Source organism: Arthrobacter sp. 01T425 (genome assembly GCF_056398725.1).
On sequence record NZ_JBFTPY010000005.1, the window covers coordinates 159142 to 181413 of the forward strand.

The following is a 22272-nucleotide window of genomic DNA, read 5'->3' on the forward strand; positions in this document are numbered from 1 at the left end:
ATTCCGGCAGCTATTCCGGCCCTGCTATCGGCCGGGCAGACGATTCTCCCCACCTTTGACCCTTGCGCGGCCGGCACAACGGCGCGCCGCAGGGGACACGCCGTCGTACTGCCCTAAACGTGGGGAATTTCCGCAGGGGAGGCCGGCCGGACAGCGCCTTGTGCCGGTTCCTCTGAGTCCGCCGTTGGCGGGAGGAGCTTCAGGCCCGCCGCGCATCCGACGATTCCGGCGATGAACAGCAGCTTGAGCGGACTGGCCGGTTCGACGCCGGTGGCCATCGCCCAGCCGACCGTCAGTGCAGCGCCGATCCCCACCCAGATGGCGTAGGCGGTGCCGAGCGGAATGCGCTTCACGGCCAAGCCGAGCCCCACCATGCTGAGGGTGGCCGTCACGGCGAACACGAGGGTCGGCAACGGGCGGGAGAACCCGTCGGACAGGCCCAGTGCCGTGGCCCAGACCGCCTCCAGCACAGCGGAAGCGAGCAGAATCATCCATGACATTGCAGCTGGTTTCACCATGGTCACGCCACCAGCTTCAGGCCGGCGACGCTCGCGGCAATCCCGCTAAGAAGCAGGATCCGTGCCGCCGTCGGGCGCTCAACCTTGGCGGCCATCGCGTAGCCGGACGTCAGGACGACGCCGACCCCCACCCACACGGCGTAGGCCGTTCCGGTAGGGATGGACTGCATGGCGACGGCGAGCCCGCCGGTGCTGGCGAGGACGGAAACGAGGAAAACGAGGGCCGGGACCAGCCGGCGGCGGCCCCTGGCCTGGGCGGTCCGGTGCAGGGCGGCGGCCCAAACGGCCTCCAGCGCCCCGGAAAGAATGAGTATTAGCCACGACATGACAGCTCCTGTGGCCAGTCTTGTCGCGTGCCGGGTACTGAACCGTCGTCCGGAGGCCCGGAAGAGGGGCCCTGGCCTCCAAGTCTAGCAAATCGGCATCAGAGCCCGACGGCGTCGCTGCAAAGAGTGAACGTGCGCCCCACGGGGTACTGCGCGCACGGCTCGTTCGGCGCGGTAAGGTCGCCGGCGTCGATATCGTATGCCGCCGACACGATGGCCCGGCCGTCGGCATTGGCCAGGGTGGCCCGGCCGCCGAGCCGCCGCAGCGCCGCCATGGCTCCGCGTTCCAGGCGCTGAACTGTCACGTCGATGCCCACGATTCCCGCGACCGGGCCGTCCGGGCGGGTAAACACCGGGTGCGTGAAGGTCAGGACGTACTCGTCGGTGCAGAGGAAATCCACGTAGGGCCCGGTGACGTGGGCCCGTCCTGTTTCCACGGGGATCCGGAACCACTCGGCCTTGACGTAGCGGCTGATGGAGTTGGGACTGAAGTTGGCCAGCGCGTCGACGTGCTCCAGATCCGGGCCCTGCCACCAGGCGATGTAGCTGCGCCCGGGCCCGAGCAACCCGGCGTTGGCGATGAACCCCGCTCCGGCCGCGTAGCCGCCGGGCAGCTGCACCAGTTCCTCGACCACCGGACGGATGAGCTTGTCCACGGCCGTGCCGGTGACTTTGCCGGACATGGCGGCCAGGGCGGCCCCGGTGTCAGCGGCCCACTCCGTCAGGCAGTGCTCGATGCCGGCGATGGTGGCGTCGAGTTCGGCTGCGGCCAGCTGGGCCGCCTTCTCAACAGCGCCGGGTTCGGCCGGCGCTGCCATGGACGCTGCGGTGGGGCCTGCGGTGGAGGTGGTTTCGGACATCGGTGCTGCCTTAGCTCGAAGGTGCCGGACATTTGCGGTCAAAGATGGCCACGATCGTGGCTCCGGGATGCGGGTGCGGTCAATAGCTCTTGGCCTGCTCGGTCAGCAGCCAGTCGGTGGTGGCGGAGATGAGGGCCTTGACCCCCGTTTCGGCGGCCCCGGGGTCGTGGGTCTCGATGGCGGCCGCCACGTCCCCGAGGATCACGGCGGTGCGTCCGCGGTAGCCGGTGTCGGCGCAGGGCAGCAGCGTGAGGGTGCCGAGATCTGCCTGCAGCCGGATGAGCTCCCGGGCAAGCCGGGCCGAGCGGGCAATGGCCGCGACTTCCAGCAGGAACTCCGAGAGGGCCAGACGCCAGCTCAGGGAGTCATCGTCCGCTGCGGGGATGAATGAGCGCAGCGTGGCGATGTCGGCGGCGTCGGAGCGGCGGGCCGCCACGCCCGCGCAGGCCGCGGCGATCGCCTGGTAATGCAGCGCGAGGTCCCTGATCTGCAGCCGGCTCAGCTCATGCAGTTGCGCCAGGGCCCGTTCCCGGGAGGGCAGCACGTCGTCGGCGATGAAGCTTCCGCCGCTGCGGCCGCGCGCGGTCCGGATGATTCCCGAGGCGCGCAGCTGGGAGAGTGCCTCCCGTGCCGTTACCGCGGACACTCCAAGGGCCGCGGCCAGCTCGGTTTCGTTCGGCAGCCGCTGGCCGCTGGTGAGCAGCCCGGTCTCCACGGCCTGTTCGATCCGGCCGCACACTTCATCCACAAGCCCGCGTGATTTGATCGGCGTGAACACCGCCGCCAGGCTCCGGGAGGCGCCCGTGGGCGACAACACCATTCGGGCCTCCCTTCCCTCCGGCGGTATCCGCCCCGCCCCGGCCGTGCATCCCTGCGGCTTCCGCGGTGCCGCCGCGCGTCGCCCGGGCTGATGACATCCTAATCCGGGCTTTGCCGGAGGGTCTATACACAAAACCTATGGAGTAATAGCATTTGGCCCAGCAGCCCAGTGCGGACTGGATCACATTCGGTTGCGTGGTTCCTGTGGACGATCCGGCAACGGAGTAAGGCGCACCCCATGACCGAAACACTGGCCGCCGGCACCTCGACCGGAAAGGAAGAGGTTCCGGCGATCCGTCTGCGTAAGCTCACCAAGGTCTTCGGGGACACCGTCGCGGTAAATGGCGTGGACCTGGACATCCGCCACGGGGAATTCTTCTCCATGCTTGGCCCGTCCGGCTCCGGCAAGACGACGGTCCTGCGCCTGATCGCCGGCTTCGAGCTGCCGACGTCCGGGAGTATCGAACTCGAGGGCAAGGACGTCACGGCCATGGCGCCCTTCCAGCGGGACGTCAACACCGTATTTCAGGACTACGCGCTGTTCCCGCACATGTCCCTGGTGGACAACGTCGCCTATGGGCTGCGGGTGCGCGGTATGCCCGGGAAGCAGCGGCGGGAGCGGGCCAGGGAAGCCTTGGACCGCGTCCAGCTCGAGAAGTTCCTCGGCCGCAAACCCGCCCAGCTCTCCGGCGGCCAGCGGCAGCGCGTTGCCCTGGCCCGCGCGCTGGTGGTCGAGCCCAAGGTCCTCCTCCTGGACGAGCCGCTCGGTGCCCTGGACCTCAAGCTCCGGCAGCAGATGCAGGTCGAACTCAAGGAACTGCAGCGCTCGCTGGGTATCACCTTCATCTTCGTCACCCACGACCAGGAGGAGGCCCTGACCATGAGCGACAGGATCGGCGTGTTCAACAACGGCGGCATCGAACAGATCGGCACCGCGCACGAAATCTACGAGCGCCCGGGCGGCATCTTCGTGGCCAACTTCGTCGGCACCTCCAACATATTCGACGCCGGCCAGGCCCAGACGATCTATGGCCGGCCGGAGCCGCTGTGCATCCGTCCCGAGCGGCTGCGCGTCGCCTGGGCCGGCGAACCGGAGCGCCGTTCCGGCACCACCTCCCGGCCCGGGACAGTGACGTCGTTCGTTTACGTCGGGCACGCTACCCAGGTGCGGGTGCAGCTCGACGGCGGACCCGCCGTCGTCGCGCTCGTTCCGGAAAAGCTGCCCGGCAGCGACACCGATCTGGTAAACGGGCCCGTCACAGTCAGCTGGGACGACGACGCCGTCGTTTGGCTTCCGGTCCCCGGCACTACCTGACGCCGGGCCATGCCGGGCGGGGTTGCCGTCCGTGCCGCGGCGCAGCGTTCCAGTCCAGAGTTTTTCTCCACAGCGAAAGGTACGGATCATGGCACCAAGAACTAAGGCCTCCCTCGTAGTCGGGGTGGTTGCGGCCGCAGCCCTCGCGCTGTCGGCCTGCGGAACCAGCGGCGGATCGGGTTCTGCACAGTCGGCGCAGCCGGTCAAAACCGAGATCGGCACCGGTGAAGGCCAGGTGTCCATCCTCGGATGGCCCGGCTACGTCGAGGATGGCAGCAACGACCCGGCCGTCGACTGGGTGCATCCGTTCGAACAGGAAACCCAGTGCAAGGTCAGCTTCAAGCCGTTCGGCACCTCGGACGAGGCCGTGACGCTCATGCGCACGGGACAGTACGACGTTATCTCGGCCTCCGGGGATGCGTCGCTGCGCCTGATCGCCGGCCAGGACGTGCAACCGGTCAACATGAGCCTGCTGAAGAACTACCCGGACATCTACCCGTTCCTGAAGGACAAAGCCTGGAACACCGTCAACGGCGTCAACTACGGAATGCCCCACGGCTGGGGCGCCAACCTGCTGATGTACTCCACGGACAAGGTCGCCCCGGCGCCCGCCTCCTGGAGCGCTGTGTTTGACGACGCCGCCAAGAACACCGGCAAGGTCACGGCCTACGACTCGCCCATCTACATCGCCGATGCCGCCATGTACCTCATGGCCCATAAGCCGGACCTCGGCATCAAGAACCCCTATGCCCTCGACAAGGACCAGCTGGCCGCGGCCGTCGACCTGCTCAAGCAGCAGCGCACCCACATCGGCGAGTACTGGAGCGACGTCGTCAAGGAGGTCCAGGCCTTTACGTCCGGGAGCACCGTGGTTGGCACCACCTGGCAGGTGGGGGCCAACATCGCGACGGCAGACGGCGCCAAGGTCGCAACCCTGGTCCCGGACGAGGGCGCCACCGGCTGGTCGGACACCTGGATGATCGGCTCCAAGACCAAGAACCCGAACTGCGCCTACAAGTGGCTCGACTACATCGCCAGCCCCAAGCCGAACGCCCAGGTGGCGGAGTACTTTGGCGAATCGCCGGCCAACGCGAAAGCCTGCGAGCTGACCAAGGATCCCAACCACTGCCAGACGTACCATTCAGGTGATGCGGCCTACGCCGACAGGATCTGGTTCTGGACCACACCGGTGGCCGAGTGCCTCGATGGCCGCAAGGACGTCAAGTGCACCGACTATTCGGAATGGACCAAGGCCTGGACGGAAATCAAGGGCTGATTCCGGCTCCGCCGCACCAAACCCTTACGAACGAGCCGGCCCCGGGGGCCGGCAGAGATTAAGGCGAGATGGCACTTCATACGCAACAGCTGCCGCCCGGGGCGCCCGGTGCTGCCGGGGCCGTGCCACGGGCGAAAACCAACGCCTTTTCGGCGTTGCTGCACCGCTCGCCCCGGCTGAGGCTGGCGGCCCTGCTCACCGCCCCGGCGGGCTGGCTGGTGCTGGTGTACATCGCCGCTTTGGCGGCACTGCTCATCACCGCGTTCTGGACCGTGGATACCTTCACCGGGGAGGTGTCCACGGTCTGGACCACGGAAAACATCGTCACCGTCCTGACCGATCCGGTGTATCAGCGGATCACCCTGCGGACATTGTGGATCGCCGTGGCGGTCACCGTGATTGACATGATCCTGGCACTGCCCATCGCCTTCTTCATCGCCAAGGTCGCTCCCGCCCGCTGGGAGAAACTGCTCGTGGTGGCCGTGCTCATGCCGCTGTGGGCAAGCTACCTGGTCAAGGCCTACGCCTGGCGGAATGTGCTGTCCGAGGGTGGGCTGCTGGAGTGGCTGGGGACCCCAATCGGCCTGTCCTCGCCGGGCTACGGCGAAACCGCCGTCATCCTGACCCTGTCCTACATCTGGCTGCCGTACATGATCCTGCCGATCTACGCGGGCTTTGACCGGGTGCCCGACTCCCTGCTGGAGGCCTCCGGGGATCTGGGCGCGAAGCCGCTCACCACCATGCGCCTGGTCATGCTTCCGCTGCTGGTCCCCTCCATCATCGCGGGCACGATCTTCACGTTCTCCCTGTCGCTGGGCGACTACATCACTGCGCAGATCGTCGGCGGGACCACCCAGATGCTGGGCACCGTGATTTACGCCAACGTCGGAGCGGCCAACAATCTGCCGTTCGCCGCCGCGGTATCGCTGGTGCCGATCGCCATCATCATGTTCTACCTTTTCGTCGTCCGCCGCACCGGCGCCCTGAACAGCCTGTAGTGCGAGGAGCATCATGAGACTTTCCCGTAGCGCCAAGGTGGTCCTGGGCATTGTCACGGCGCTGGTGTTTTTGTTCATCTACACACCGCTGCTGCTGGTGGTGGTGAACTCGTTCAACGCAGACCGGACTTTCGGCTGGCCGCCCAAGGGCTTCACGCTGGAATGGTGGGGCAAGGCCTTTGACTCGCCCGGCGTCAGGGAGGCCGTCGTGTCCTCCCTGTGGGTGGCAGTCGTATCGACCATCATTTCGCTGGTGCTGGGGACGCTGCTGGCGATCTCATTGCAGCGCTATGAGTTCTTCGGCCGTGACGTCATCAACCTCCTGGTCATCCTGCCCATCGCGTTGCCCGGGGTTGTCACGGGCATCGCGCTGAACAACATGTTCACCACGATCCTGGGCGTCCCGCTGAGCCTGTGGACGGTGGTGATCGCCCACGCCACGTTCTGCATGGTGACGGTGTTCAATAACGCCATTGCTCGGCTCCGCCGCACCAGCGCCGGCCTCGAGGAAGCCTCCGCCGACCTCGGCGCCGGTGTTTTCACCACATTTGGCCTGGTGACCTTCCCGCAGCTCCGCTCCGCCCTGCTGGCCGGCGGCCTGCTGGCCTTCGCGCTGAGCTTCGACGAGATCATCGTTACCACGTTCACGATCGGGGCCGGCGAGACCACGCTGCCGATCTGGATCCTGCAGAACCTCTTCCGTCCGAACCAGGCGCCCGTGGTCAATGTCGTGGCGGTCGTGCTGATCGTGGTCTCGATCGTCCCGATCTGGCTCGCGCAGCGGCTGTCCGGGGACTCGGTGCGTGTCGGCGGCGCCCGGGTGTAGGCGGACAGCGCTATACGGTGCCGGGTTCCGCAGGGTCGATCGAGATGACAGCCAGGAATCCGCGGCCCACGATTTCCGGCGTCGCGGTATCGGCGCCGACGACGGCGTCGTAACGGTTCAGCTCAAGTCGCTCCGGCTCCGGGGCGGCGACGGCGGCCGGCCCGACGGGAAGGCTGCCGGCAGTCCCGGGGCTGACGGTCCCCTGCCCCTGCAGGAGGATGCCGAGTTGGCCTGCGAACACCGGATGGGCACGCTTCTTGGACAGCTCGACGATCGAGGTGTAGCCCTTGAAGGCGCCGTTGCGGGTGATGACGTTCAGATCCCGGATGTCGCCGGTGGGCAGTGCCCCCGCCGAGTCCGCGTCGCCGGAGAACCGGAACGGCCGGTACTTCTCCAGCGGATGTTCGGCCCCGTCCACGCTCAGCAGCAGCAAGTCGCCGTCAATCACTGTCAGTACACGGTCCATCCCGGCGTACGCGGAGAAGGGGCCCGCCTTGGAGACTTCGGCAATGCTGACGCGCCAGTCCCAGGCGCTGTCCTGCCCTGTATCTTGCGGGGCGGTCCGCAGGGACGGGGTCCTTGGATGGCGCGCCACTTCGCGCGTCACCCCGCCGCCGTTGCGCCAGGGGTGGGCTTTGAGCTCGGCATAGCGGATGATCTCCATGGCCTCAGCCTATCGGCCCGTTTCCGGGGACGGCGCTCGCGCCGACGCGCCGGGACGCCGGCGGGGACTGCGCACGCCCGTGCCGACGCAAAGTCGGCGGCCGGGGCCCGGCCTTGCTAACGTCGGAGGCAGGAAGCGCCCAGAAGGAGCCCGAATGTTTGTCAAAGTGTGCGGCCTGAGCACCCCGGATGCGGTCCGCCTCGCGGCAGGCGCCGGCGCGGACGCCGTCGGCTTCGTCCTGACCCGCAGCCCCCGGGAGGTCACGCCGGAACAGGTCAGGAACCTCCTCGCCCACGTCCCGGACGGGGTGCCCGCGGTGGGGGTGTTCCGGCACGAACCGGCCGCCGACGCCGTCGCCCTCGCCCGTGAGGCTGGCCTGGTCTGGGTCCAGCTCCACGGCGACCGCTCACCCGCCGACGTCCGGACAGTGCACGACGCCGGGATGAAACTGATCAGGGCCGTCACCATGGCCGCCGCGCCGGAGGCCTTCAGCGACTGGGACGAGGATTTGCTCCTGATCGACGCCGCCGTGCCAGGCTCAGGCGAGGCCTGGGACTACGGCTCGGTCCGGGCCAAGGCCCTGACCGGACGCAAGTGGCTGCTCGCCGGCGGTCTCGATCCCGCCAACGTGGCCCGGGCAGCGGCGGAGGCCGGGGCGTGGGGTGTCGATGTGTCCTCCGGCGTCGAGTCGGCGCGCGGCATCAAGGACTTGGCCAAGATCGGGGATTTCGTGCGGGCGGCCAAGGCGCCTGAATGAGGCTGGGCCGCCCGCGGACCATCTGAGGGGCTAGGAGCGTTTGATGACGACGTCATCGATGTATTCGTCGCCCTTTTGCCGGTTGTGCTCGGCCCCGAGCTGTACTTTGCTTAGGCTGCTCCCGAGCATTTGGACGCTCGAGCTGCTGTAGCGCTGCACGCCGTCGAACCATACCTGGATTGTTGACGAATTGCCGTTGGCGGTCACCCGCATGGACACATGGTGCCAGGCGCTCAGAGAGATGCTGCTGGAGATCAGCTTCGTGTAGACAAAGCTGCCACTCGGTGACGTGACCCGGAGCCACAGCTGCCCGTTGCTGTTGTAGCGGTAGATGTCCGCGACTCGGGTGGAGCCGGAGAAGAAACGGAAGTACGGGACGTCATTGCCGGAAACGCCGGCAACAGTGATATTGAACCAGCCGTCTGCGTACGAGGTCTTGGTCCCCGAGGAAAACGAAGGCGAGGAGAGGTTTGCGAGCGAGCCGGAATCGGTGGTCACGTGCAGCTTGGTCGCATGCGTCCCGGTGTGGGGCCGCGAAGTGGACATCGTTGCGGTGCCGGTGCCGGACACTTTGGGGACGAGGCCGCAAAAGCCGCCCGCCTCAAAACTGGTGGCGAGCACAACGGTGCCCGGATAGGAATTTGTCGGTGCCGGGCTGCAGGTTGCGGCGGTGGCAGCCTGGGCGGAACCGAAGACAAGGGAACCGGCTACGAGCATTCCGAGCGTCCCAACCATGCTGAGTGTTCTAAGTTTTCTCATTGAAAATACTTTCCGTGATTGGTTCGACTTGTTGGTGTCCGCCCGGTGCCGCGGCCCCGGGCGGACGGTTTCTGTCATGCCAGCTGCGCCAGATGCACCAATTGCATGACCACCGCGACGCCGACTATGGCCAGCAGGGCTGCCGTGGTGATCACCACGGCGCGCGGGAGTGCCTTGTCCGGCTGCAACACGCGAAGCACATCGCAGCTCACGAGGGCCGTCATGGTGGCCAGTCCTGTCAGGAAGATGATCATTTCGCACGCACCAGGGCACGCTTTGGCCGCTTGAGCTCAAGACCCAGGAATACGAGGGTCAGGGCCGACAGGAGGCATACGGCCGCCGGCGGTGACCAGAGACGTGCGTAGATCATCGCCGTCGCCACGAGGGTGGACATCGCGAGGCTGAAGGCGATTGCGATGGCGATGCTGAGGGGAAGCGCACCAGTTGCCTGGGCTGAGCGCGGGGGGTCGAAGCGGAGGAGCAGCACCAGCGCCGTTCCAGGCCCGGCCAGCATCAGCAGGCCTATCACCGCCAGGCGCAGGCCCTCGGGGCCGACAAACGAGAGCGGTATGGCTGCTACGGCGACGGCTGCCGTCGCATAGCTCACGTAGCTGCGTTCAGTTGCCATTGCTAACTCCTTCGATGTGAAAAATCACGCCGCCTGCGTTTTCAAAAACCTTTGTCCAGCCCGGACTCGTGGCGCATGTGGCGGTAAAACGTTGAAGGTCGCCGGTGGGAGTCGAACCGCGAAGTTCGGCTGCCTCCTGCTGGCTTTCGGTAACGATGAGGTACGCGCCCGCTTTGTGGGCGATCTGGTTGGCCGCGTCACAACTGAGCGGCGCGGCGTTGGGAATGGGCTCGGCAGCAACGAGCGCCCGGTAGTCGTAGTCCGCGTAGTGCTGGTATCTCCACGGGGTGTTGCGAACTGCCTCAATGAGGACGGAACCGGTGGGCGCTGTCGCATAGAGGTGGTTCACTAAGGCGATTTCGTCGTCGTTGAAGCTTTCCATGCCGTCATTTCCGTAACGGGAGACGACAGTGGCTGTAGCGAGCACCGCGCCCATCAGCAGCAGCGCAAGGGCCCGGCGCAGGCTCAGCCCCGCGGCACTGTCTGACATCAGTGGCAGCACCGCCAGGCAGACGGCGAACGGAAGGCTGAAGAGATACAGGCGCAGAAGCAGTTCACCGCCATAGGGCTGGAGGGGAATGAGGACCAGCGGCGCCAGCGCCGCGGCCGCGGCCGCCAGCCACGGTGCCTTCCGCCGGTAGCCCACTATGGCGCCGGCAACGGCGAGCACCCAGACCAGCGCAACCTCGGCCATGCGCGTGTAGACCACGAACATGTGGGCGTCGCTGCCTGAGACCCTGCTGCTCAGCGCGCCGAGGCTGTTCGCACCGATGTCACCGAGCGAGCCGAGCAGCTGGCCGAAATGCCCCTCCACGAATGTGGAAGCCGCAAAGAGCAGCCAGCCGACGGGCAGGACCACGGCCAGGGCCGGCAAGAAGCGCAGCCGGAGACGTCCGGTCAGCAGGAGCGCGGCCAGGATGGGGATCGCGGCGAAGGGGCTGAGCTGGTGTGAAGCCGTCATGGCAAGCAGGATCAGTGCGCAGACCACCACGAGAATCGCCGTGTCCGCCCGGTGCGGTTCCGCGGCGCCATACCGCGGGACCGAGCTGTCCAGTTTGCTGACACTGCGGGCAAGCCACCGGGAGAAGCGGGTGCGCTCCGTTGGCCAGGCCCAACCGCCGAAGACGCTGAGCAGGCAGGCAATCAGTGTGAGCAGGAGGAGGAACGAATAGGCCTGTGGTGACAGGTAGTCCTGTCCAATCCAGCTGGCCACGTAAAAGATCCAGACAGCCGCCCAGGCCTGGCGCGGATTTGCCGTCAACCGCCGGGCCAGGGCCAGCAGTGGTGCGAGCAGGAGGATGTTGATGCCCACCGGCGCCCACGTTGCGATCCCGAAAAGATCCTTGGCGCCCGTCGCCCCGGAGAGCATTCCCAGCACGTTGAAGAATCCTGGCCAGTTGAAGTAGGCGTCCAGGGTCGGATCCAGCTGGCCCGATTGGCTAATGGTGTCCGCAATGCCCAGATGCCGGAAGCTGGCCTCGAGCCGGGGCAGGCCATGAATGATGGGGTCAGCACCGTCGAGGAGAACCACTGTGACCAGGAGCTGCCAGGTCAGAAGCGCCGGAACCAGACGGCGGAGGCTCAGCGACGCAACAAATCCGGCGAGGCTGAGCGCGAGCGCAACGAAATAGGCCGGCGGGAGGGCATCAATCAGCCCGGCCCCGCCGATCTGAAAAGGATTGACCTGGTTCATGCTCCACACGCCGAGGGCGAGCGCGGCCGCGGCTGCCGCGGCCAGGGCACCGATGTGCCACGACGGCGTGAGTCCGAGGTTGCGGTGGGTGGGCGGCTTAGCACCGCCGACGTGCGCATGCGCCTCATGCCGGTGGGCGGTGCCCACAGGGAGGCTTGTTGCCGTTTCGTGTGTCATCATTTCTCGATTCAGGTCGGCTGGTGGCGCGCCGCTGAAGGAATCTCGCCTGCGGTGGAGGCGGGCTTCATCCGGGTCAGGGTGATCAGGCGCCAGGTGGCCATCAGGCAAGCAGCCGCTTGGGCAACGGCCCATAGGACTGAGACCCCGGTGAGGCCATATTGCTGCGCCACTGCCGCGGCGGGTGCCACGACCAGGATGGCGGCCAGAGTGGCGACTATCGTGGATTCGAAAAGCCGCCCTTGGGCCCGGCACAGCCCGTAGTAGACCTGGGTCACGCAACTCAGGAGGAGTGCCGGGACGAGTACAGGAATGAGGACCCACGCGGACGCGTAATCCGGTCCGAGGAAGCCCAGAAGCAGGGGGCCGGCCAGCAGCAGTATCAGCCCGGCCACGAGAGTCAGCATAAAACTGGCCCGTAACGCTGAGGCGAGGAGGCCCGGCCGCGCCCGTGAACCCGCGAGGGCCGTTTGCAGGGTAAACCCGGCGGACTGCGGCACGAAGAACACTGCCGAGGCCATCATCCAGACCACATACCAGGCGGCAGTCGACGCCGGGCCCAGGGTAGCTGCCACGATGAGCGGGAGCAGGTAGCCGGGCGCGCGGTCGGCGAGCGTGAGGGCGTGGTTGGGAAGCCCCGGCTTCAGGAGATTGAGGGCCGGCCGAGGCCGGAAGCCGTGCTTCCAGTCCGGGGACACGTGGGCACGGGCGAGCTGGCGCAGCCCTACGAGGACACTGGCCAGGGCGCCGGCGGCAACGGCGCCCACAATCACCGCCAGGTCACGGAGCCCGGCGGCCAGCGCGGCGGCCAGGAAGAGGAGCTGGACGAGGGACTGTGCGAGGCTTCTGACCAGCGTGCGGTCGGCCCGTTCCTGGGCTACGCCCACGTGGTCCAGCTGGTAGGCGGTGGCGGCGAGCAGTGCCGTGGCCAGGAAAAGAATGGTGACCAGGGGGTCGGCCCAGGCCTCGCCCACGCCTGTGCCGAGCCACGAGGTGACGGCAACCAGCAGGCCAGCGCCCAGCAGGGAGCAGGTTGCCACGGTAAGCAGGCCGGTGGCGATGAGGCGCCGGCCGCCGTCAGTTTCCGCGGGCAGCAGCGTCAGCGTGGCAGGCCCGACGCCGAGCATCCCCAGTTGCACGGTCAGGAGCGCGGCTGCGACCACCGCGGACCCCAGGCCTATTTGCTCCGGCGGGAGCACGAGGGCCGCGAGTGCCCAGAACAGGAAGCCCGTCACCATGGGGGCAATCCTCGCGGCGGCCAGCCAGGCCGCGTTCCCGCCGACCGAGATCGGTTTGTGGGCCGGCCGCAGGAGCTCGCCGGCCATGGCGCGGTAGTTGTAGAGCAGGAAGCCCATCCAGTACGGCAGGAAGCGGGGTGCCCGGACCAGGGACATGCCGACCCCCCGCACGGTGGCCAGCAGTGGCAGCATCACGAGCCAGCCGGCGCGGCCCGTGTGCTTGCGGACGGTCCGGGCCATCCCGGCCCCGTCCTGGAGCCATTGGTCGCGGGCGTAGTCGAACGTGTCGTCAAACCGGTGCCTGACCACCACGGAGTCGGAGACGCCGAGCTTGAACCCGGCCTGCTCCAGCCGGATTCTCAGCTCCACATCCTCCCCGGAGCGGAAGTCGTCGTCGAACCCGACGTCGAGCAGCACGTCGCGGCGCATCAGCGTGGCGCTGACGCCAAACCACTTGCGCACCCGGCTGTGGTTGTGGTGCCAGGCCAGCGCAGCCCCCCAATAGCCGGGGCCGTCGGCTTCGCTGGCCAGCCCGAATTGCAGGCCGTCGTAGCCGCCGGCCGCGAATTCGGTCAGCAGCCGGGACAGGCTCTTCGGCGGAAGGACGACGTCGGCGTCGATCAGGGCGACAACGTCGCCGGTGGCACTGCGGGCGCCGAGCATCCGTGCGGCAGGCAGGCCGCGTCCTTCATCGGAGATGACAGTCGCCCCGCAGTCACGGGCGATTTCGACAGTGTCATCCGTCGAGCAGCCATCGACCACGATCATCTCGTACGGGTGTTGGCTGCGGATCGACTCCAGGCACTCGCCCAGCCAGGCTGCGGCATTGCGCGCCGGAACAACAACCGACACCTTCAGATCGCTCACGTGGCCTCGCCTCACTCATCCAGTTTTGAACGAACCAGATTCGCGATGAAGTCAGAGGCCTGGTCCGCTGACCAAGCGGCGGGAAGCCGGAGCAGCCAGCAGGGAACGTCCTCCAGGGCCCGGCGCACCACGGCCGCCTTCTGGCCAAAATGCTCCTCCAGCGGGACCAGGCTGGTGGCGCCGAGGGCCTCGACAAGGCGCCGCGAGACCATGGGCAGTTCCGAATGGAAGTTGCCGACGACCCGGGAGGTCATCCACTCGGCGCTGCGTGCTTCCAGCCGCGCGTCCGCGCCGTCGAAGCGCTCGAGGAAGATGGCCAGCTGTGCCGGCGCCGCGGACGAGATCCGTTGCGCCCCGAAAACATGCTCCGGCTGCACCATGCGGTGTTCGGGGGACCAGCGCCGGGTGAATGCGGCTGTTTTCGGATAGCGGACAATGACCGGATGGACCGCCGTGGCCAGATGGGCGACAGGAGTCGTCAGCCATCCGGGGGCCAGGGGCTTGCGGGTTCCCCGGAACATGTCCGGGTAGATGGCGCGGTGGTGGGGTTTGATGAACATCGGTTTGGCGTAGCCCATGAGCATTCCGCCGGCGCCCATGAAGGCCCAGTCGTCGGCCATGAACCGCACATCGGGCATGGCCACCAGCTTCGCCACCGTACTGGTCTTTCCAACACCTCCCCAGGCCGGCAGGAGAACCCCGGAGCCGCGGAAGTCCACCACGGCAGCATGGATCATTGCCGTCTCCTCCTGGACACACAGCCGGTCCAGCAGCGGAATCACAGAGGTCAGGAGCTCACCGGCGCCTTCGATCCGGTACCCGTCCTTTGTTTCGATGATCTGGACGCGGTCCGCCGGAATATAGAGGGACTCCCCGGTGAACCGGTAGGCATCCTCCGCGTGCGACTGGCTGGAAACCGGCGATATCCTGGCGCCGATGGTGATCCGCCGCGGCGCGGTGGAATTCCCCAGGAACGGGGCGAGCATATCGCGCAGTTGCGGTTCCCCTGGTGTGCCCGCCTCCACGTCGATGCCCACGATCCCGTGGACATCGAAGGAGGCTCCGGCAGAGGCGCCAATGGGCTGTTTCACGTCGCGCTCAGGTTGGCTCATGATCCAAGCTTTCTGGGGTCGGGTTCCTGCGGTCAGGTGGTTCCGGGTGCAGGGCCTGCACCCGGCGGTCTACGGGGAAGGGCGCAGCGCGGTTCATTTGACTTCCCGCCACGGCTCTTCCGGCGTCACAACAGCCGCTTTGACCGGCGACGGCGCCGGAGGCAGCCGGCGGCCGCGCACATAGCCGGTCGCGGTGGCCGCGAGCACGGCGATGATGGCCGCTGCCCGGCCGAGCCCGGCACGGTCCCCGCCGCCGAGCCAGCCGCGGATTCCGGCGAATACTGCACGAGGCAGGACCTGCCGGACATAGCGCCGTTCGGGACCAAGTGCCCGTTTGTGGCCGACCACCCTGCTGACCTGCGCCTTGGAAATCCCTTCGCCCCAGGAACGGGCCAGCATGTAGCGCAAGGTGCCGCGCTCGGCCGGAACGTGGTGGTGCACCAGGGCCGCGGGCTCATAGACCACCCGGGATCCGGGAGCTCCGATCACCGCGCGGATGCACAGTTCGGTCTCTTCGCAGCCCAGCGGGACGGCGTCCTGACGGCCCAGGGTTGTGTTGAAACCGCCGACCCGTTCCAGGACGCTGGCGCGGAAGGACATGTTCGCGCCAATGACGTTGCGGACCTCGGCGGCGACTTTGGGCATTCCCCGGTAAGTGCAGCCGACAATCCAGTCGAGCTCGTTGGCGAAGTAGCCCGGCCGTCCGGCTTCCCAGAGCGGTTCCACCCGGCCGCCGACCGCCAGAACGTCGGGATCGTCGTACATCGCCGCGAGCCGTTCGAGCCAGTCCGGCTCGGCTTCGGCGTCGTCATCGAGGAAGGCCACGATCTCGGCCTTAGCGATGCCTGCTCCGGTGTTGCGGGCGCCCGAGAGACCCTTGGGTCCGGCGTTCTCGATAATTACGGCATCCGGGACGGTAAAGATCAGGCGCTTGTACAAGTCCACGTTGTAGTCCACGACGACGATCGTCTGCTTGGGTGGGAAGGTCTGGGTGCGGACGGAGTCCAGGGCGCCGATCAGCTGGTCCCACCGGTCCTCCGAGTAGGAGCAAATGACCACGGATACTTCCGGAAGGCTGGAGTTCTCGGACATCCTATTCGCCTGCCCGTACGCCCAGGACGCTGCTGGGATCGGTGGGAACGTGCGGGAAGACCTCGTTGGGGTACTTGTACTTGACCCGACGCAGGGCCTCGGGGCGGGCGCCGGCGGTCGGGGCTTCCCAGCTCACGCGCTCGCGGGCCAGGGTGCGGAGGACCCGCCAGCCGTCCCGGAAGGTATGCAGGTTTGACTGCCCCGAGATGCGGGACAGTTCGTGGCTGGGCACCTCGGCAATGCGCAGGCCCGCCCTTGAGGCCCGCACAATCAGTTCAGTTTCGATCTCGAACCCGTCCGACTCCAGCTCCAGAATGTCAACGCATTCGCGGCGCAGGGCGATGTAGCCGTAGCAAAGGTCCGAGTAGTCGCTGTGGAGGACAGTGTTGGCGAGCCGGGTGAGCATCTTGTTTCCGCCGCTGCGCAGCCATGTGAGATCGTCTGAGCCGCCGCCCGTCACATAGCGGGAGCCTTTGACGAAGTCGTATTCGTGCTGGAGCGGAGTCACCAGCCAGCCGATCTCCTGGGGGTCCATACTGCCGTCCCCGTCGAGCATGACGATGATGTCGCCGGAGGCTGCGGCGAATCCGGCCCGCACGGCGTTTCCTTTGCCAGGGCGGGGCTCTGCCACCACCACGACGTCCAGGCGCAAGGCCCGGGCCACCTCCACTGTGCCGTCCAGGGAACGGCCGTCAACAATTACCACCTCATCCACATAGGAGGGCATACGCCGCAGCACCCACGGCAGGTTCATTGCCTCGTTCAAAGTGGGGATCACCACGCTGACCGAGGGATTTGCCGGCGGGGGCGTCGTTTGGGGGCGCACGTTCGGCTTGAGATTCGGGATGGACACTGGCCTCACCACTCAATGACGTATTCTGCTCGTCGCAACTACAGCGCTTTCCGACTCCTCCGACCGGAAAATAGACCCAATGCTTACGCTGTTCGGTTGTCGACAACTTAGTGATATACCCCAGGGTTAAAGTTTGGTTTCGCCACCTTGCATTAACCTTGGATTAACTGGAACTTTCAACCAAATTTGAGGCAAAACTGTTGATGGGCGGTTGCCTCCATGCGACACTGGCTCGATGCGGACACCCGTTCATTGGGGGCGCGTGCCGGCAGGACGCCGGCGTCTCCTGACCTTCAGGACCATGGCGGTTCCCGCCATGGTCCTGGTCATGGCCCTGGCGGCGTGCGGCACGGATGCCGCTCCACAGGGCGAGCGGCCGCTGTTCACGTCCATTTCGGCGTCGCCGGCGGCTCCGCCGACCGACGCCGGAACAGGAGGGGCACAGCCCGGGCTCCAGTCGGTGGCGCCGACCGAGCCGCCGGCAGGTGGCACCGCCACTGCCGCCCCTGCGACTGGGGGCGCGCCGGCGTCCCGGCCTGCCCGGACATCGGCACCGCCTCCGGACCGGACCACTGACACGGCCATGTCGGGGGATCTGCCCGGATGGAGGAACGTCTTTGTGGAGGACTTCTCCGGCGGTGACGTCCCCCTGGGCTCCTTTCCCGGGCCGCTTTACCGGGACCGGTGGAGTGCCGGATACAAAGACGGAACACCGGATACGGACGGACAGGTCAGCGGCGGAAAATCGGGCTACTATCCCTCGAAAGTCCTGAGCGTCAAAAACGGCGTTCTGGACTGGTTCATGCATTCGGAAAACGGTGTCTTCATGGGTGCCGCGCCCACGCCCAAATTTCCGAATGCCAGCAAAAATCCCCCGAGGGCCAACAGCATGCTGTACGGCCGCTACTCAGTCCGGTACAGGGGGGATGCCATGCCTGGCTTCAAGACGGCGTGGCTCCTGTGGCCGGATAGTGGCATCTGGCCGCGGGACGGGGAGATAGATTTCCCCGAAGGCGACCTCGGAGCAATCCTGACGGCAGCTGCCCATTTCATGTCTTTGGATCCAAAGCGCTTTGAACAGTTCTTTTCCAATAAAGTTTCCACAGACTGGCATGTTGCCACGACAGAGTGGACCCCCGGTCGCGTTGAGTTCTTCATTGACGGACGATCCATCGGCGCGAGCACAACGGACGTGCCCTCGACGCCCATGCATTTCATCCTGCAGACCGAATCCTGCCTGCCTCTGTGTCCGGCTCCGGAAACCCAGGGCCACGTCTACCTGGACTGGGTCAGCATCTGGGTGCCGGCCTGAGCCCTCTCGGGGCGCGTCCGACGGCTTACCGGCGGCCTACCCGCCGCCGCACACCTGAGCCCTAATGCCGCAGCAGATTACCGGCGGAGGGTGAAGGAATCCGAGAAGCTGTAGCCGTCGGCGGGAATGAACCGGGCGGCAAGTTCATCCGCCGTCGCCATGACGTCCAGGGTCCCAAAGGCCGGGTCCTGGTTCTTTCCGGATGTGCTGGCGAAGTAGCGCATCTCCGGGTCCTCGGATCGGACGTTGTAGAGTCCGACGCCGCCAACGCCGACGGTGGCGAACACGGTCCCCGAGCCCTGGGCCATGGCGTCATCGGTATCGGCCAGGCATGCGGAGGCGAAGGTCGCGGGAACGAGTTCCGCGCAGCCTCCGCCCGTGGCCAGTTGATGCGTCCGCTGATAGACGTGGTCGTGGCCGGACAGGACCAGGTCCACCTGCTTTTCGATCAGCATGTTCGTGAAGTCCTGCCCCGCCTGGCAGTCGTAGTTGCCGACGCTCAGGCACGGGGTATGCATGCCCACCACCGTCCAGGGGATGTTCTGCGATTTGGCCTCGTCGATGGCGTCCGCGGTCCAGCGCCAGCGTTCGCTGTCCCTTGAGTAGTCCAGCGGCTCCCCGCCCCGGAAATCGATGCCGGGGGAAACCATGATGAAGCGGACAACCGGATTCTGCTCGGGGACATCGAGGCGCCATTGGACGCCGTATTCGCCCTGGAGGCCGGGCATCCTGTTGGGCAGGCACTGGACATACTTCTCGATGTCGCCATCCCGGCCGTCACTCTCGTGGTTTCCGGTCACCAACTGGTACGGGAAGTTCTCGCCGAGACGGGCGGTGACCATGTCGCAGAACTCCTGTTCGTGCCCGGCCTTGTATGCGAAGTCGCCCAGAGCCAGGTTCAGGTGGGGCTTGAGGCCGGCAACGGCGTCGAGCACTTTCTTGGCGCCCGAGCCTACGCCGATGTCACCCTGGGCGGTGAAATGCACGGGCTCGCCGGCCGACGGCGCGGCAGACGACGACGGCGGCGCGGTGGACGGCGATGGGGGCGACGGCGCGGGGGACGACGGCGTGCCGGGGCTCGGGCGCGGTGCGGGTTCCGGCGGCCCGGGCTGGCAGGCGGAAAGCAACAGACCCAGGCTCAGCAAGCAAGCGCCGATACCCGCCTTGCCATGTTTCCCCAGGGACCTGGCCACGATTCCTCACATCATTTGGTTGATCAGGACTGTGTAAATAGTTCTGCGAAATTCGGTGATTGGCCGGCATTTATAGGCCAGAGTAACCCGGCCGTGGAGCGAAGGCCAGAGAACGCGTCCGGCCCCGGATCGCTGGACCCGCCGCCGGAAATCCCGCCGCCGCCGCGCGACGCCGACGCCCGCCGCCGCCGCCTGGCGTGTCGCGCGCCGCGTGTCCCGCGTCAGGGCCGGTGGGACCTAGCCCGGGACGGGCTTCCTCGTTAGCATGCAGAGTGGGGAATACCCCGACCGCCCCGGCGGGACAGGCCCGCCACCGCTCGAAGGAGACCGTTGTGACTCTGCCCGAAGGTTTGACCCCCGGAGTGTGGACATTGGACATGTCCCACAGCGAAATCGGTTTCAGCGTCCGCCACGCGGGCATCAGCAAGGTCCGCGGCCGGTTCAACGAGGCCTCCGCCGAGGCAAGGGTGCGCGAGTCGCTGGCGGACGCAAGCCTGCACGCCACGGTCAAGACCGCCAGCTTCGATTCGGGCGACGCCAACCGCGACGGCCACGTCCGCGGCCCGGACTTCTTCGACGTTGAGCAGTTCCCCGACATGACTTTTCGGGCCACCGGGATCCGGGGCGAGGGGGAAGACTATGTGCTGACCGGCGAGCTCACAATCCGTGGAGTCACCAAGCCGGTGGAGCTCGAAGTCGAGTACACCGGTGTGGCGGTGGACCCCTTCGGCGCCACCCGGGCCGGATTCAGTGCCGAGGCGGACATCAGCCGGAAGGAATTCGGCCTGACGTGGAACGCCGCCCTTGAAGCGGGCGGCCTGCTGGTCAGCGACAAGGTCAAGATCAACGTTGAGGCCGCCATGGTCAAACAGGCCGATACCTAAGCACCGACGAGGCGGGCCCAACCCGGACGGGCACCCGTGGACCGGGCTCGTGGAAACCTGTCCGGGGTTGGGCGCGAAAGTCAGGGATCTTTCCGGGTAAACCACTGATCCGAATGTCACTCCTACGGGCGAGAATTAATCCATGAAGACACTCCTGAACATCATCTGGCTGCTCTTCGGCGGCCTGTGGCTTGCCCTGGGATATTTCCTGGCCGGCGTCGTCTGCTGCCTGCTGGTCGTCACTATTCCGTGGGGCCTGGCCTCGTTCCGCATCGCATCCTATGCCTTGTGGCCGTTCGGCCGCATGGTGGTGGACAAGCCCGGCGGCAACGGCATATTCACCCTGGTGGGAAATGTCATTTGGCTGCTTGTGGCCGGGATCTGGATCGCGATCGCGCACGTCGTTACGGCCTTCGCCATGGCCATCACGATTATCGGCATTCCGCTGGCGATCGCCAATCTCAAGCTCATACCCATCTCGCTGATGCCGCTCGGCAAACAAATCATCCCGAGCAACACCCCCTATGTGACCGCCTACAGCCCCGGCCGGCGCTAGGCGGCGGCAGCGCAGCCAGCAGGCCGGGGGCACTTCGCCTGTCAGTTCAAGCAATCCGAGGGAGAGGACCATGAGCCAAACGGCAAACGGCGACACGGACCTCATGCTGGTCATTGTCCGCGAGTTCAGGGCGCCGATCCAGGGCGTGTGGTCGGCTTTGACGGACCCGGACCAGGCTCCGCAGTGGTGGGGCCCGCGCGGCTTCCACGTCCCGCGTGAGAGCGTCGACGCGGACCTCGAAGTCGGCGGCCTGTACCGCGCCTGCAAGATCCAGGACAGTACCGGGCAGCAATTCTGGTGGAGCGGGGTGCATACCGATGTCGAGCCGCCGCACCTGTTCGTGTTCACCCATGCCTGGGACAAGCCGGACGGAACCCGCGGCTTCGAGACCGAGGTGACGATCCGGTTGGAGGAGATCGACGGCGGCACGCAGATGACCTTCACCCAGGGGCCGTTCGACTCCGCGGAAAGCCGCGACCGCCATGGCGAAGGGTGGCGCGAGTCGTTCGACCGGCTGGCGAATCACCTCAGCGTGGCTGCCTGAGCCGCCGGCCGCCGGTGGGAGGCCGGCACACGGCTCACGCGAGTTCGCCCTGCAGGTTCCGGCGGGCCGCGTCCAGCCACAGTGTCCGGCCACGGTCGGTATGGAAGAGCGGATCGAGCTGCAGCAGCTGGCGGACGACGGCGGCGCGGCCGGCGGCGAAGTCGGCGTCGCCGATGTGGGCGAAATCTTCCCTGACGGCGGCGAGGTAGCGGGCGTAGGCCTCCGGTTCCCCGCCGAGGACGGAGAGGTCGGCGTCGCTAAGCAGAGCGCCGTCGTCGTCTCCGGGCTCCGGACAGTGGTCGGCCGTCAGCAGCACCAGGCGCACCACTTCGTCCACCTCGGCGGCCGGGAGACCGGCATGCCGGAGCCGGTCATCGGCCAGCCGTGCCGACTCTTCCTCGTCCTGGCCTGCCACGCCGCGGTAGACGGCGTCGTGGAACCAGGCGGCCAGCAGTACGGTGCGGGGCGGATCGGCCGGATCGCACAGCAGGTCCAGGGCTTCCAGCACCGCCAGCAGATGGGTGCGGCCGTGGTACGTCCGGTGTTCCTCGCCCCAGCGGTCCAGCAGGTCCAGGAAGAGGGCGTCGTGGCCCGGCAACGCCTCGTTCCAGCGGTTCAGGAGCGGCACCCGGAGGGCCTTGCCGCGCCGTCGGGCCGGGATCCGCAACCCGCTGGCGATCAACTTTCGGACGAGGACCCGGCCCTCCACCGGAATGGCGCCGGCCGCCACCAGGGCCTCGTACCGGGCCTCGGCGACGTCGTAGTGGTCGCCGTCGAACGCTCGCCCGGGGATGCCGGCGGCTGCGGCGAAGGCGTGCAGTTCCGCGAGCGACGTGTCCGAGACCAGATGGGAAAAGTGGGTTCCGTGGGCAGGCCAGAGCGGCGGATCGACGTAGACGGCCATGGTGGCAGTCTAGCCCCGACCGCGGACACGCGCGGCCCGGACTGCGCGCACCGGTGCGGGCACCGGGAGGGCGCCGCCGTCGGGGTCATGCCGCGAAGGCG

At 66.9% G+C, this 22272-nt stretch carries 24 protein-coding genes and 1 riboswitch; of the genes, 9 read left to right on the top strand and 15 right to left on the bottom strand.

Translation table 11 applies throughout. From position 1 onward, the window contains the following. Positions 1 to 113 precede the first annotated feature (113 nt). From AC1DNG_RS08420 to AC1DNG_RS08435, 4 genes are all read right to left on the bottom strand, one after another. Positions 114 to 500, bottom strand: coding sequence for a DMT family transporter (locus tag AC1DNG_RS08420; RefSeq protein ID WP_476871813.1), 387 nt, complete (start codon positions 498 to 500; stop codon positions 114 to 116). A 20-nt stretch (positions 501 to 520) separates the two neighbouring features. Continuing rightward, positions 521 to 844, bottom strand: a complete 324-nt coding sequence (locus AC1DNG_RS08425) for a DMT family transporter (protein ID WP_476887123.1) — start codon at positions 842 to 844, stop codon at positions 521 to 523. Between the two features lie 9 nt (positions 845 to 853). Next, positions 854 to 919, bottom strand: a riboswitch (guanidine-III (ykkC-III) riboswitch). Positions 920 to 942: 23 nt separating this feature from the next. After that, positions 943 to 1704: a cache domain-containing protein gene (locus AC1DNG_RS08430; RefSeq protein WP_476856997.1), complete on the bottom strand. Its 762-nt coding sequence runs from the start codon at positions 1702 to 1704 to the stop codon at positions 943 to 945. 79 nt (positions 1705 to 1783) lie between these two features. Further along, positions 1784 to 2524 carry a FadR/GntR family transcriptional regulator gene (locus AC1DNG_RS08435; protein ID WP_230009582.1) on the bottom strand — a complete coding sequence of 247 codons (741 nt, stop codon included), beginning with the start codon at positions 2522 to 2524 and terminating at the stop codon, positions 1784 to 1786. Between the two features lie 237 nt (positions 2525 to 2761). On the opposite strand from AC1DNG_RS08435, the gene AC1DNG_RS08440 reads away from it, so the two are divergent. The 4 genes from AC1DNG_RS08440 to AC1DNG_RS08455 all read left to right on the top strand — a co-directional run bounded on the left by AC1DNG_RS08440 (position 2762) and on the right by AC1DNG_RS08455 (position 6938). After that, complete coding sequence (locus tag AC1DNG_RS08440) at positions 2762 to 3838, top strand: ABC transporter ATP-binding protein (RefSeq protein ID WP_476887124.1); 1077 nt, start codon at positions 2762 to 2764, stop codon at positions 3836 to 3838. Between the two features lie 88 nt (positions 3839 to 3926). Next, a complete protein-coding gene (locus tag AC1DNG_RS08445; protein ID WP_230009677.1) occupies positions 3927 to 5114 on the top strand; it encodes an ABC transporter substrate-binding protein in 1188 nt (395 codons plus the stop codon). Positions 5115 to 5182: 68 nt separating this feature from the next. Next, positions 5183 to 6112 carry an ABC transporter permease gene (locus AC1DNG_RS08450; RefSeq protein WP_476873664.1) on the top strand — a complete coding sequence of 310 codons (930 nt, stop codon included), beginning with the start codon at positions 5183 to 5185 and terminating at the stop codon, positions 6110 to 6112. Positions 6113 to 6125: 13 nt separating this feature from the next. Beyond that, entirely contained in the window at positions 6126 to 6938 is an 813-nt protein-coding gene (locus tag AC1DNG_RS08455) for an ABC transporter permease (RefSeq protein ID WP_476849794.1), read from the top strand. 10 nt (positions 6939 to 6948) lie between these two features. Here the strand turns inward: AC1DNG_RS08455 and AC1DNG_RS08460 are convergent, their stop codons facing one another. Beyond that, complete coding sequence (locus AC1DNG_RS08460) at positions 6949 to 7602, bottom strand: HutD/Ves family protein (protein ID WP_476887125.1); 654 nt, start codon at positions 7600 to 7602, stop codon at positions 6949 to 6951. Between the two features lie 154 nt (positions 7603 to 7756). Here AC1DNG_RS08460 and AC1DNG_RS08465 point away from each other — a divergent pair, with 154 nt between their 5' ends. Continuing rightward, on the top strand, positions 7757 to 8359 hold the full coding sequence (locus AC1DNG_RS08465) for a phosphoribosylanthranilate isomerase (protein WP_476887126.1): 603 nt from the start codon (positions 7757 to 7759) through the stop codon (positions 8357 to 8359). 30 nt (positions 8360 to 8389) lie between these two features. Here AC1DNG_RS08465 and AC1DNG_RS08470 read toward each other — a convergent pair whose 3' ends face one another. The 8 genes from AC1DNG_RS08470 to AC1DNG_RS08505 all read right to left on the bottom strand — a co-directional run bounded on the left by AC1DNG_RS08470 (position 8390) and on the right by AC1DNG_RS08505 (position 16778). Next, positions 8390 to 9094, bottom strand: coding sequence for a hypothetical protein (locus AC1DNG_RS08470; protein WP_476873667.1), 705 nt, complete (start codon positions 9092 to 9094; stop codon positions 8390 to 8392). Between the two features lie 98 nt (positions 9095 to 9192). After that, positions 9193 to 9372: a hypothetical protein gene (locus AC1DNG_RS08475; protein WP_026538140.1), complete on the bottom strand. Its 180-nt coding sequence runs from the start codon at positions 9370 to 9372 to the stop codon at positions 9193 to 9195. Further along, positions 9369 to 9746: a hypothetical protein gene (locus AC1DNG_RS08480; protein ID WP_476887127.1), complete on the bottom strand. Its 378-nt coding sequence runs from the start codon at positions 9744 to 9746 to the stop codon at positions 9369 to 9371. The genes AC1DNG_RS08475 and AC1DNG_RS08480 overlap by 4 nt, the downstream gene beginning before the upstream one ends. Beyond that, positions 9736 to 11619 (bottom strand): hypothetical protein, encoded by a 1884-nt coding sequence (locus tag AC1DNG_RS08485; protein WP_476887128.1) that lies wholly within the window; start codon positions 11617 to 11619, stop codon positions 9736 to 9738. The genes AC1DNG_RS08480 and AC1DNG_RS08485 overlap by 11 nt, the downstream gene beginning before the upstream one ends. 8 nt (positions 11620 to 11627) lie before the next feature. Next, positions 11628 to 13721 (bottom strand): glycosyltransferase, encoded by a 2094-nt coding sequence (locus AC1DNG_RS08490; RefSeq protein WP_476887129.1) that lies wholly within the window; start codon positions 13719 to 13721, stop codon positions 11628 to 11630. Positions 13722 to 13732: 11 nt separating this feature from the next. Then, entirely contained in the window at positions 13733 to 14833 is a 1101-nt protein-coding gene (locus tag AC1DNG_RS08495; protein WP_476860207.1) for a hypothetical protein, read from the bottom strand. Between the two features lie 93 nt (positions 14834 to 14926). Next, positions 14927 to 15925: a glycosyltransferase family 2 protein gene (locus AC1DNG_RS08500; protein WP_476887130.1), complete on the bottom strand. Its 999-nt coding sequence runs from the start codon at positions 15923 to 15925 to the stop codon at positions 14927 to 14929. A gap of 1 nt (position 15926) precedes the next feature. Further along, the gene (locus AC1DNG_RS08505) at positions 15927 to 16778 is read right to left on the bottom strand and encodes a glycosyltransferase family 2 protein (protein ID WP_243180637.1); all 852 of its coding nucleotides are present in this window, start codon (positions 16776 to 16778) and stop codon (positions 15927 to 15929) included. A gap of 301 nt (positions 16779 to 17079) precedes the next feature. Between AC1DNG_RS08505 and AC1DNG_RS08510 the strand changes: the two genes are divergently transcribed. Next, positions 17080 to 18090, top strand: a complete 1011-nt coding sequence (locus AC1DNG_RS08510) for a glycoside hydrolase family 16 protein (RefSeq protein ID WP_476887131.1) — start codon at positions 17080 to 17082, stop codon at positions 18088 to 18090. A 77-nt stretch (positions 18091 to 18167) separates the two neighbouring features. Here the strand turns inward: AC1DNG_RS08510 and AC1DNG_RS08515 are convergent, their stop codons facing one another. Next, on the bottom strand, positions 18168 to 19217 hold the full coding sequence (locus AC1DNG_RS08515; protein WP_476887132.1) for a metallophosphoesterase: 1050 nt from the start codon (positions 19215 to 19217) through the stop codon (positions 18168 to 18170). A 398-nt stretch (positions 19218 to 19615) separates the two neighbouring features. Between AC1DNG_RS08515 and AC1DNG_RS08520 the strand changes: the two genes are divergently transcribed. From AC1DNG_RS08520 to AC1DNG_RS08530, 3 genes are all read left to right on the top strand, one after another. After that, the gene (locus AC1DNG_RS08520) at positions 19616 to 20167 is read left to right on the top strand and encodes a YceI family protein (protein ID WP_028275465.1); all 552 of its coding nucleotides are present in this window, start codon (positions 19616 to 19618) and stop codon (positions 20165 to 20167) included. 142 nt (positions 20168 to 20309) lie between these two features. Then, a complete protein-coding gene (locus AC1DNG_RS08525; protein WP_028275466.1) occupies positions 20310 to 20723 on the top strand; it encodes a YccF domain-containing protein in 414 nt (137 codons plus the stop codon). A gap of 70 nt (positions 20724 to 20793) precedes the next feature. Further along, the gene (locus AC1DNG_RS08530; protein ID WP_476887133.1) at positions 20794 to 21267 is read left to right on the top strand and encodes an SRPBCC family protein; all 474 of its coding nucleotides are present in this window, start codon (positions 20794 to 20796) and stop codon (positions 21265 to 21267) included. Between the two features lie 34 nt (positions 21268 to 21301). Here the strand turns inward: AC1DNG_RS08530 and AC1DNG_RS08535 are convergent, their stop codons facing one another. After that, entirely contained in the window at positions 21302 to 22171 is an 870-nt protein-coding gene (locus AC1DNG_RS08535; protein ID WP_476887134.1) for a DUF4031 domain-containing protein, read from the bottom strand. Positions 22172 to 22272 lie beyond the last annotated feature (101 nt).

Bases quoted from the DNA above. Each gene is read 5' to 3' on its own strand.
- AC1DNG_RS08495 (WP_476860207.1), bottom strand. From the start codon at position 14,833: ATGAGCCAACCTGAGCGCGACGTGAAACAGCCCATTGGCGCCTCTGCC.
- AC1DNG_RS08420 (WP_476871813.1), bottom strand. From the start codon at position 500: ATGTCATGGATGATTCTGCTCGCTTCCGCTGTGCTGGAGGCGGTCTGG.
- AC1DNG_RS08535 (WP_476887134.1), bottom strand. From the start codon at position 22,171: ATGGCCGTCTACGTCGATCCGCCGCTCTGGCCTGCCCACGGAACCCAC.
- AC1DNG_RS08450 (WP_476873664.1), top strand. From the start codon at position 5,183: ATGGCACTTCATACGCAACAGCTGCCGCCCGGGGCGCCCGGTGCTGCC.
- AC1DNG_RS08440 (WP_476887124.1), top strand. From the start codon at position 2,762: ATGACCGAAACACTGGCCGCCGGCACCTCGACCGGAAAGGAAGAGGTT.
- AC1DNG_RS08460 (WP_476887125.1), bottom strand. From the start codon at position 7,602: ATGGAGATCATCCGCTATGCCGAGCTCAAAGCCCACCCCTGGCGCAAC.
- AC1DNG_RS08475 (WP_026538140.1), bottom strand. From the start codon at position 9,372: ATGATCATCTTCCTGACAGGACTGGCCACCATGACGGCCCTCGTGAGC.
- AC1DNG_RS08530 (WP_476887133.1), top strand. From the start codon at position 20,794: ATGAGCCAAACGGCAAACGGCGACACGGACCTCATGCTGGTCATTGTC.
- AC1DNG_RS08445 (WP_230009677.1), top strand. From the start codon at position 3,927: ATGGCACCAAGAACTAAGGCCTCCCTCGTAGTCGGGGTGGTTGCGGCC.
- AC1DNG_RS08430 (WP_476856997.1), bottom strand. From the start codon at position 1,704: ATGTCCGAAACCACCTCCACCGCAGGCCCCACCGCAGCGTCCATGGCA.
- AC1DNG_RS08500 (WP_476887130.1), bottom strand. From the start codon at position 15,925: ATGTCCGAGAACTCCAGCCTTCCGGAAGTATCCGTGGTCATTTGCTCC.
- AC1DNG_RS08510 (WP_476887131.1), top strand. From the start codon at position 17,080: ATGGCGGTTCCCGCCATGGTCCTGGTCATGGCCCTGGCGGCGTGCGGC.
- AC1DNG_RS08435 (WP_230009582.1), bottom strand. From the start codon at position 2,524: ATGGTGTTGTCGCCCACGGGCGCCTCCCGGAGCCTGGCGGCGGTGTTC.
- AC1DNG_RS08470 (WP_476873667.1), bottom strand. From the start codon at position 9,094: ATGGTTGGGACGCTCGGAATGCTCGTAGCCGGTTCCCTTGTCTTCGGT.
- AC1DNG_RS08465 (WP_476887126.1), top strand. From the start codon at position 7,757: ATGTTTGTCAAAGTGTGCGGCCTGAGCACCCCGGATGCGGTCCGCCTC.
- AC1DNG_RS08455 (WP_476849794.1), top strand. From the start codon at position 6,126: ATGAGACTTTCCCGTAGCGCCAAGGTGGTCCTGGGCATTGTCACGGCG.
- AC1DNG_RS08425 (WP_476887123.1), bottom strand. From the start codon at position 844: ATGTCGTGGCTAATACTCATTCTTTCCGGGGCGCTGGAGGCCGTTTGG.
- AC1DNG_RS08485 (WP_476887128.1), bottom strand. From the start codon at position 11,619: ATGATGACACACGAAACGGCAACAAGCCTCCCTGTGGGCACCGCCCAC.
- AC1DNG_RS08480 (WP_476887127.1), bottom strand. From the start codon at position 9,746: ATGGCAACTGAACGCAGCTACGTGAGCTATGCGACGGCAGCCGTCGCC.
- AC1DNG_RS08525 (WP_028275466.1), top strand. From the start codon at position 20,310: ATGAAGACACTCCTGAACATCATCTGGCTGCTCTTCGGCGGCCTGTGG.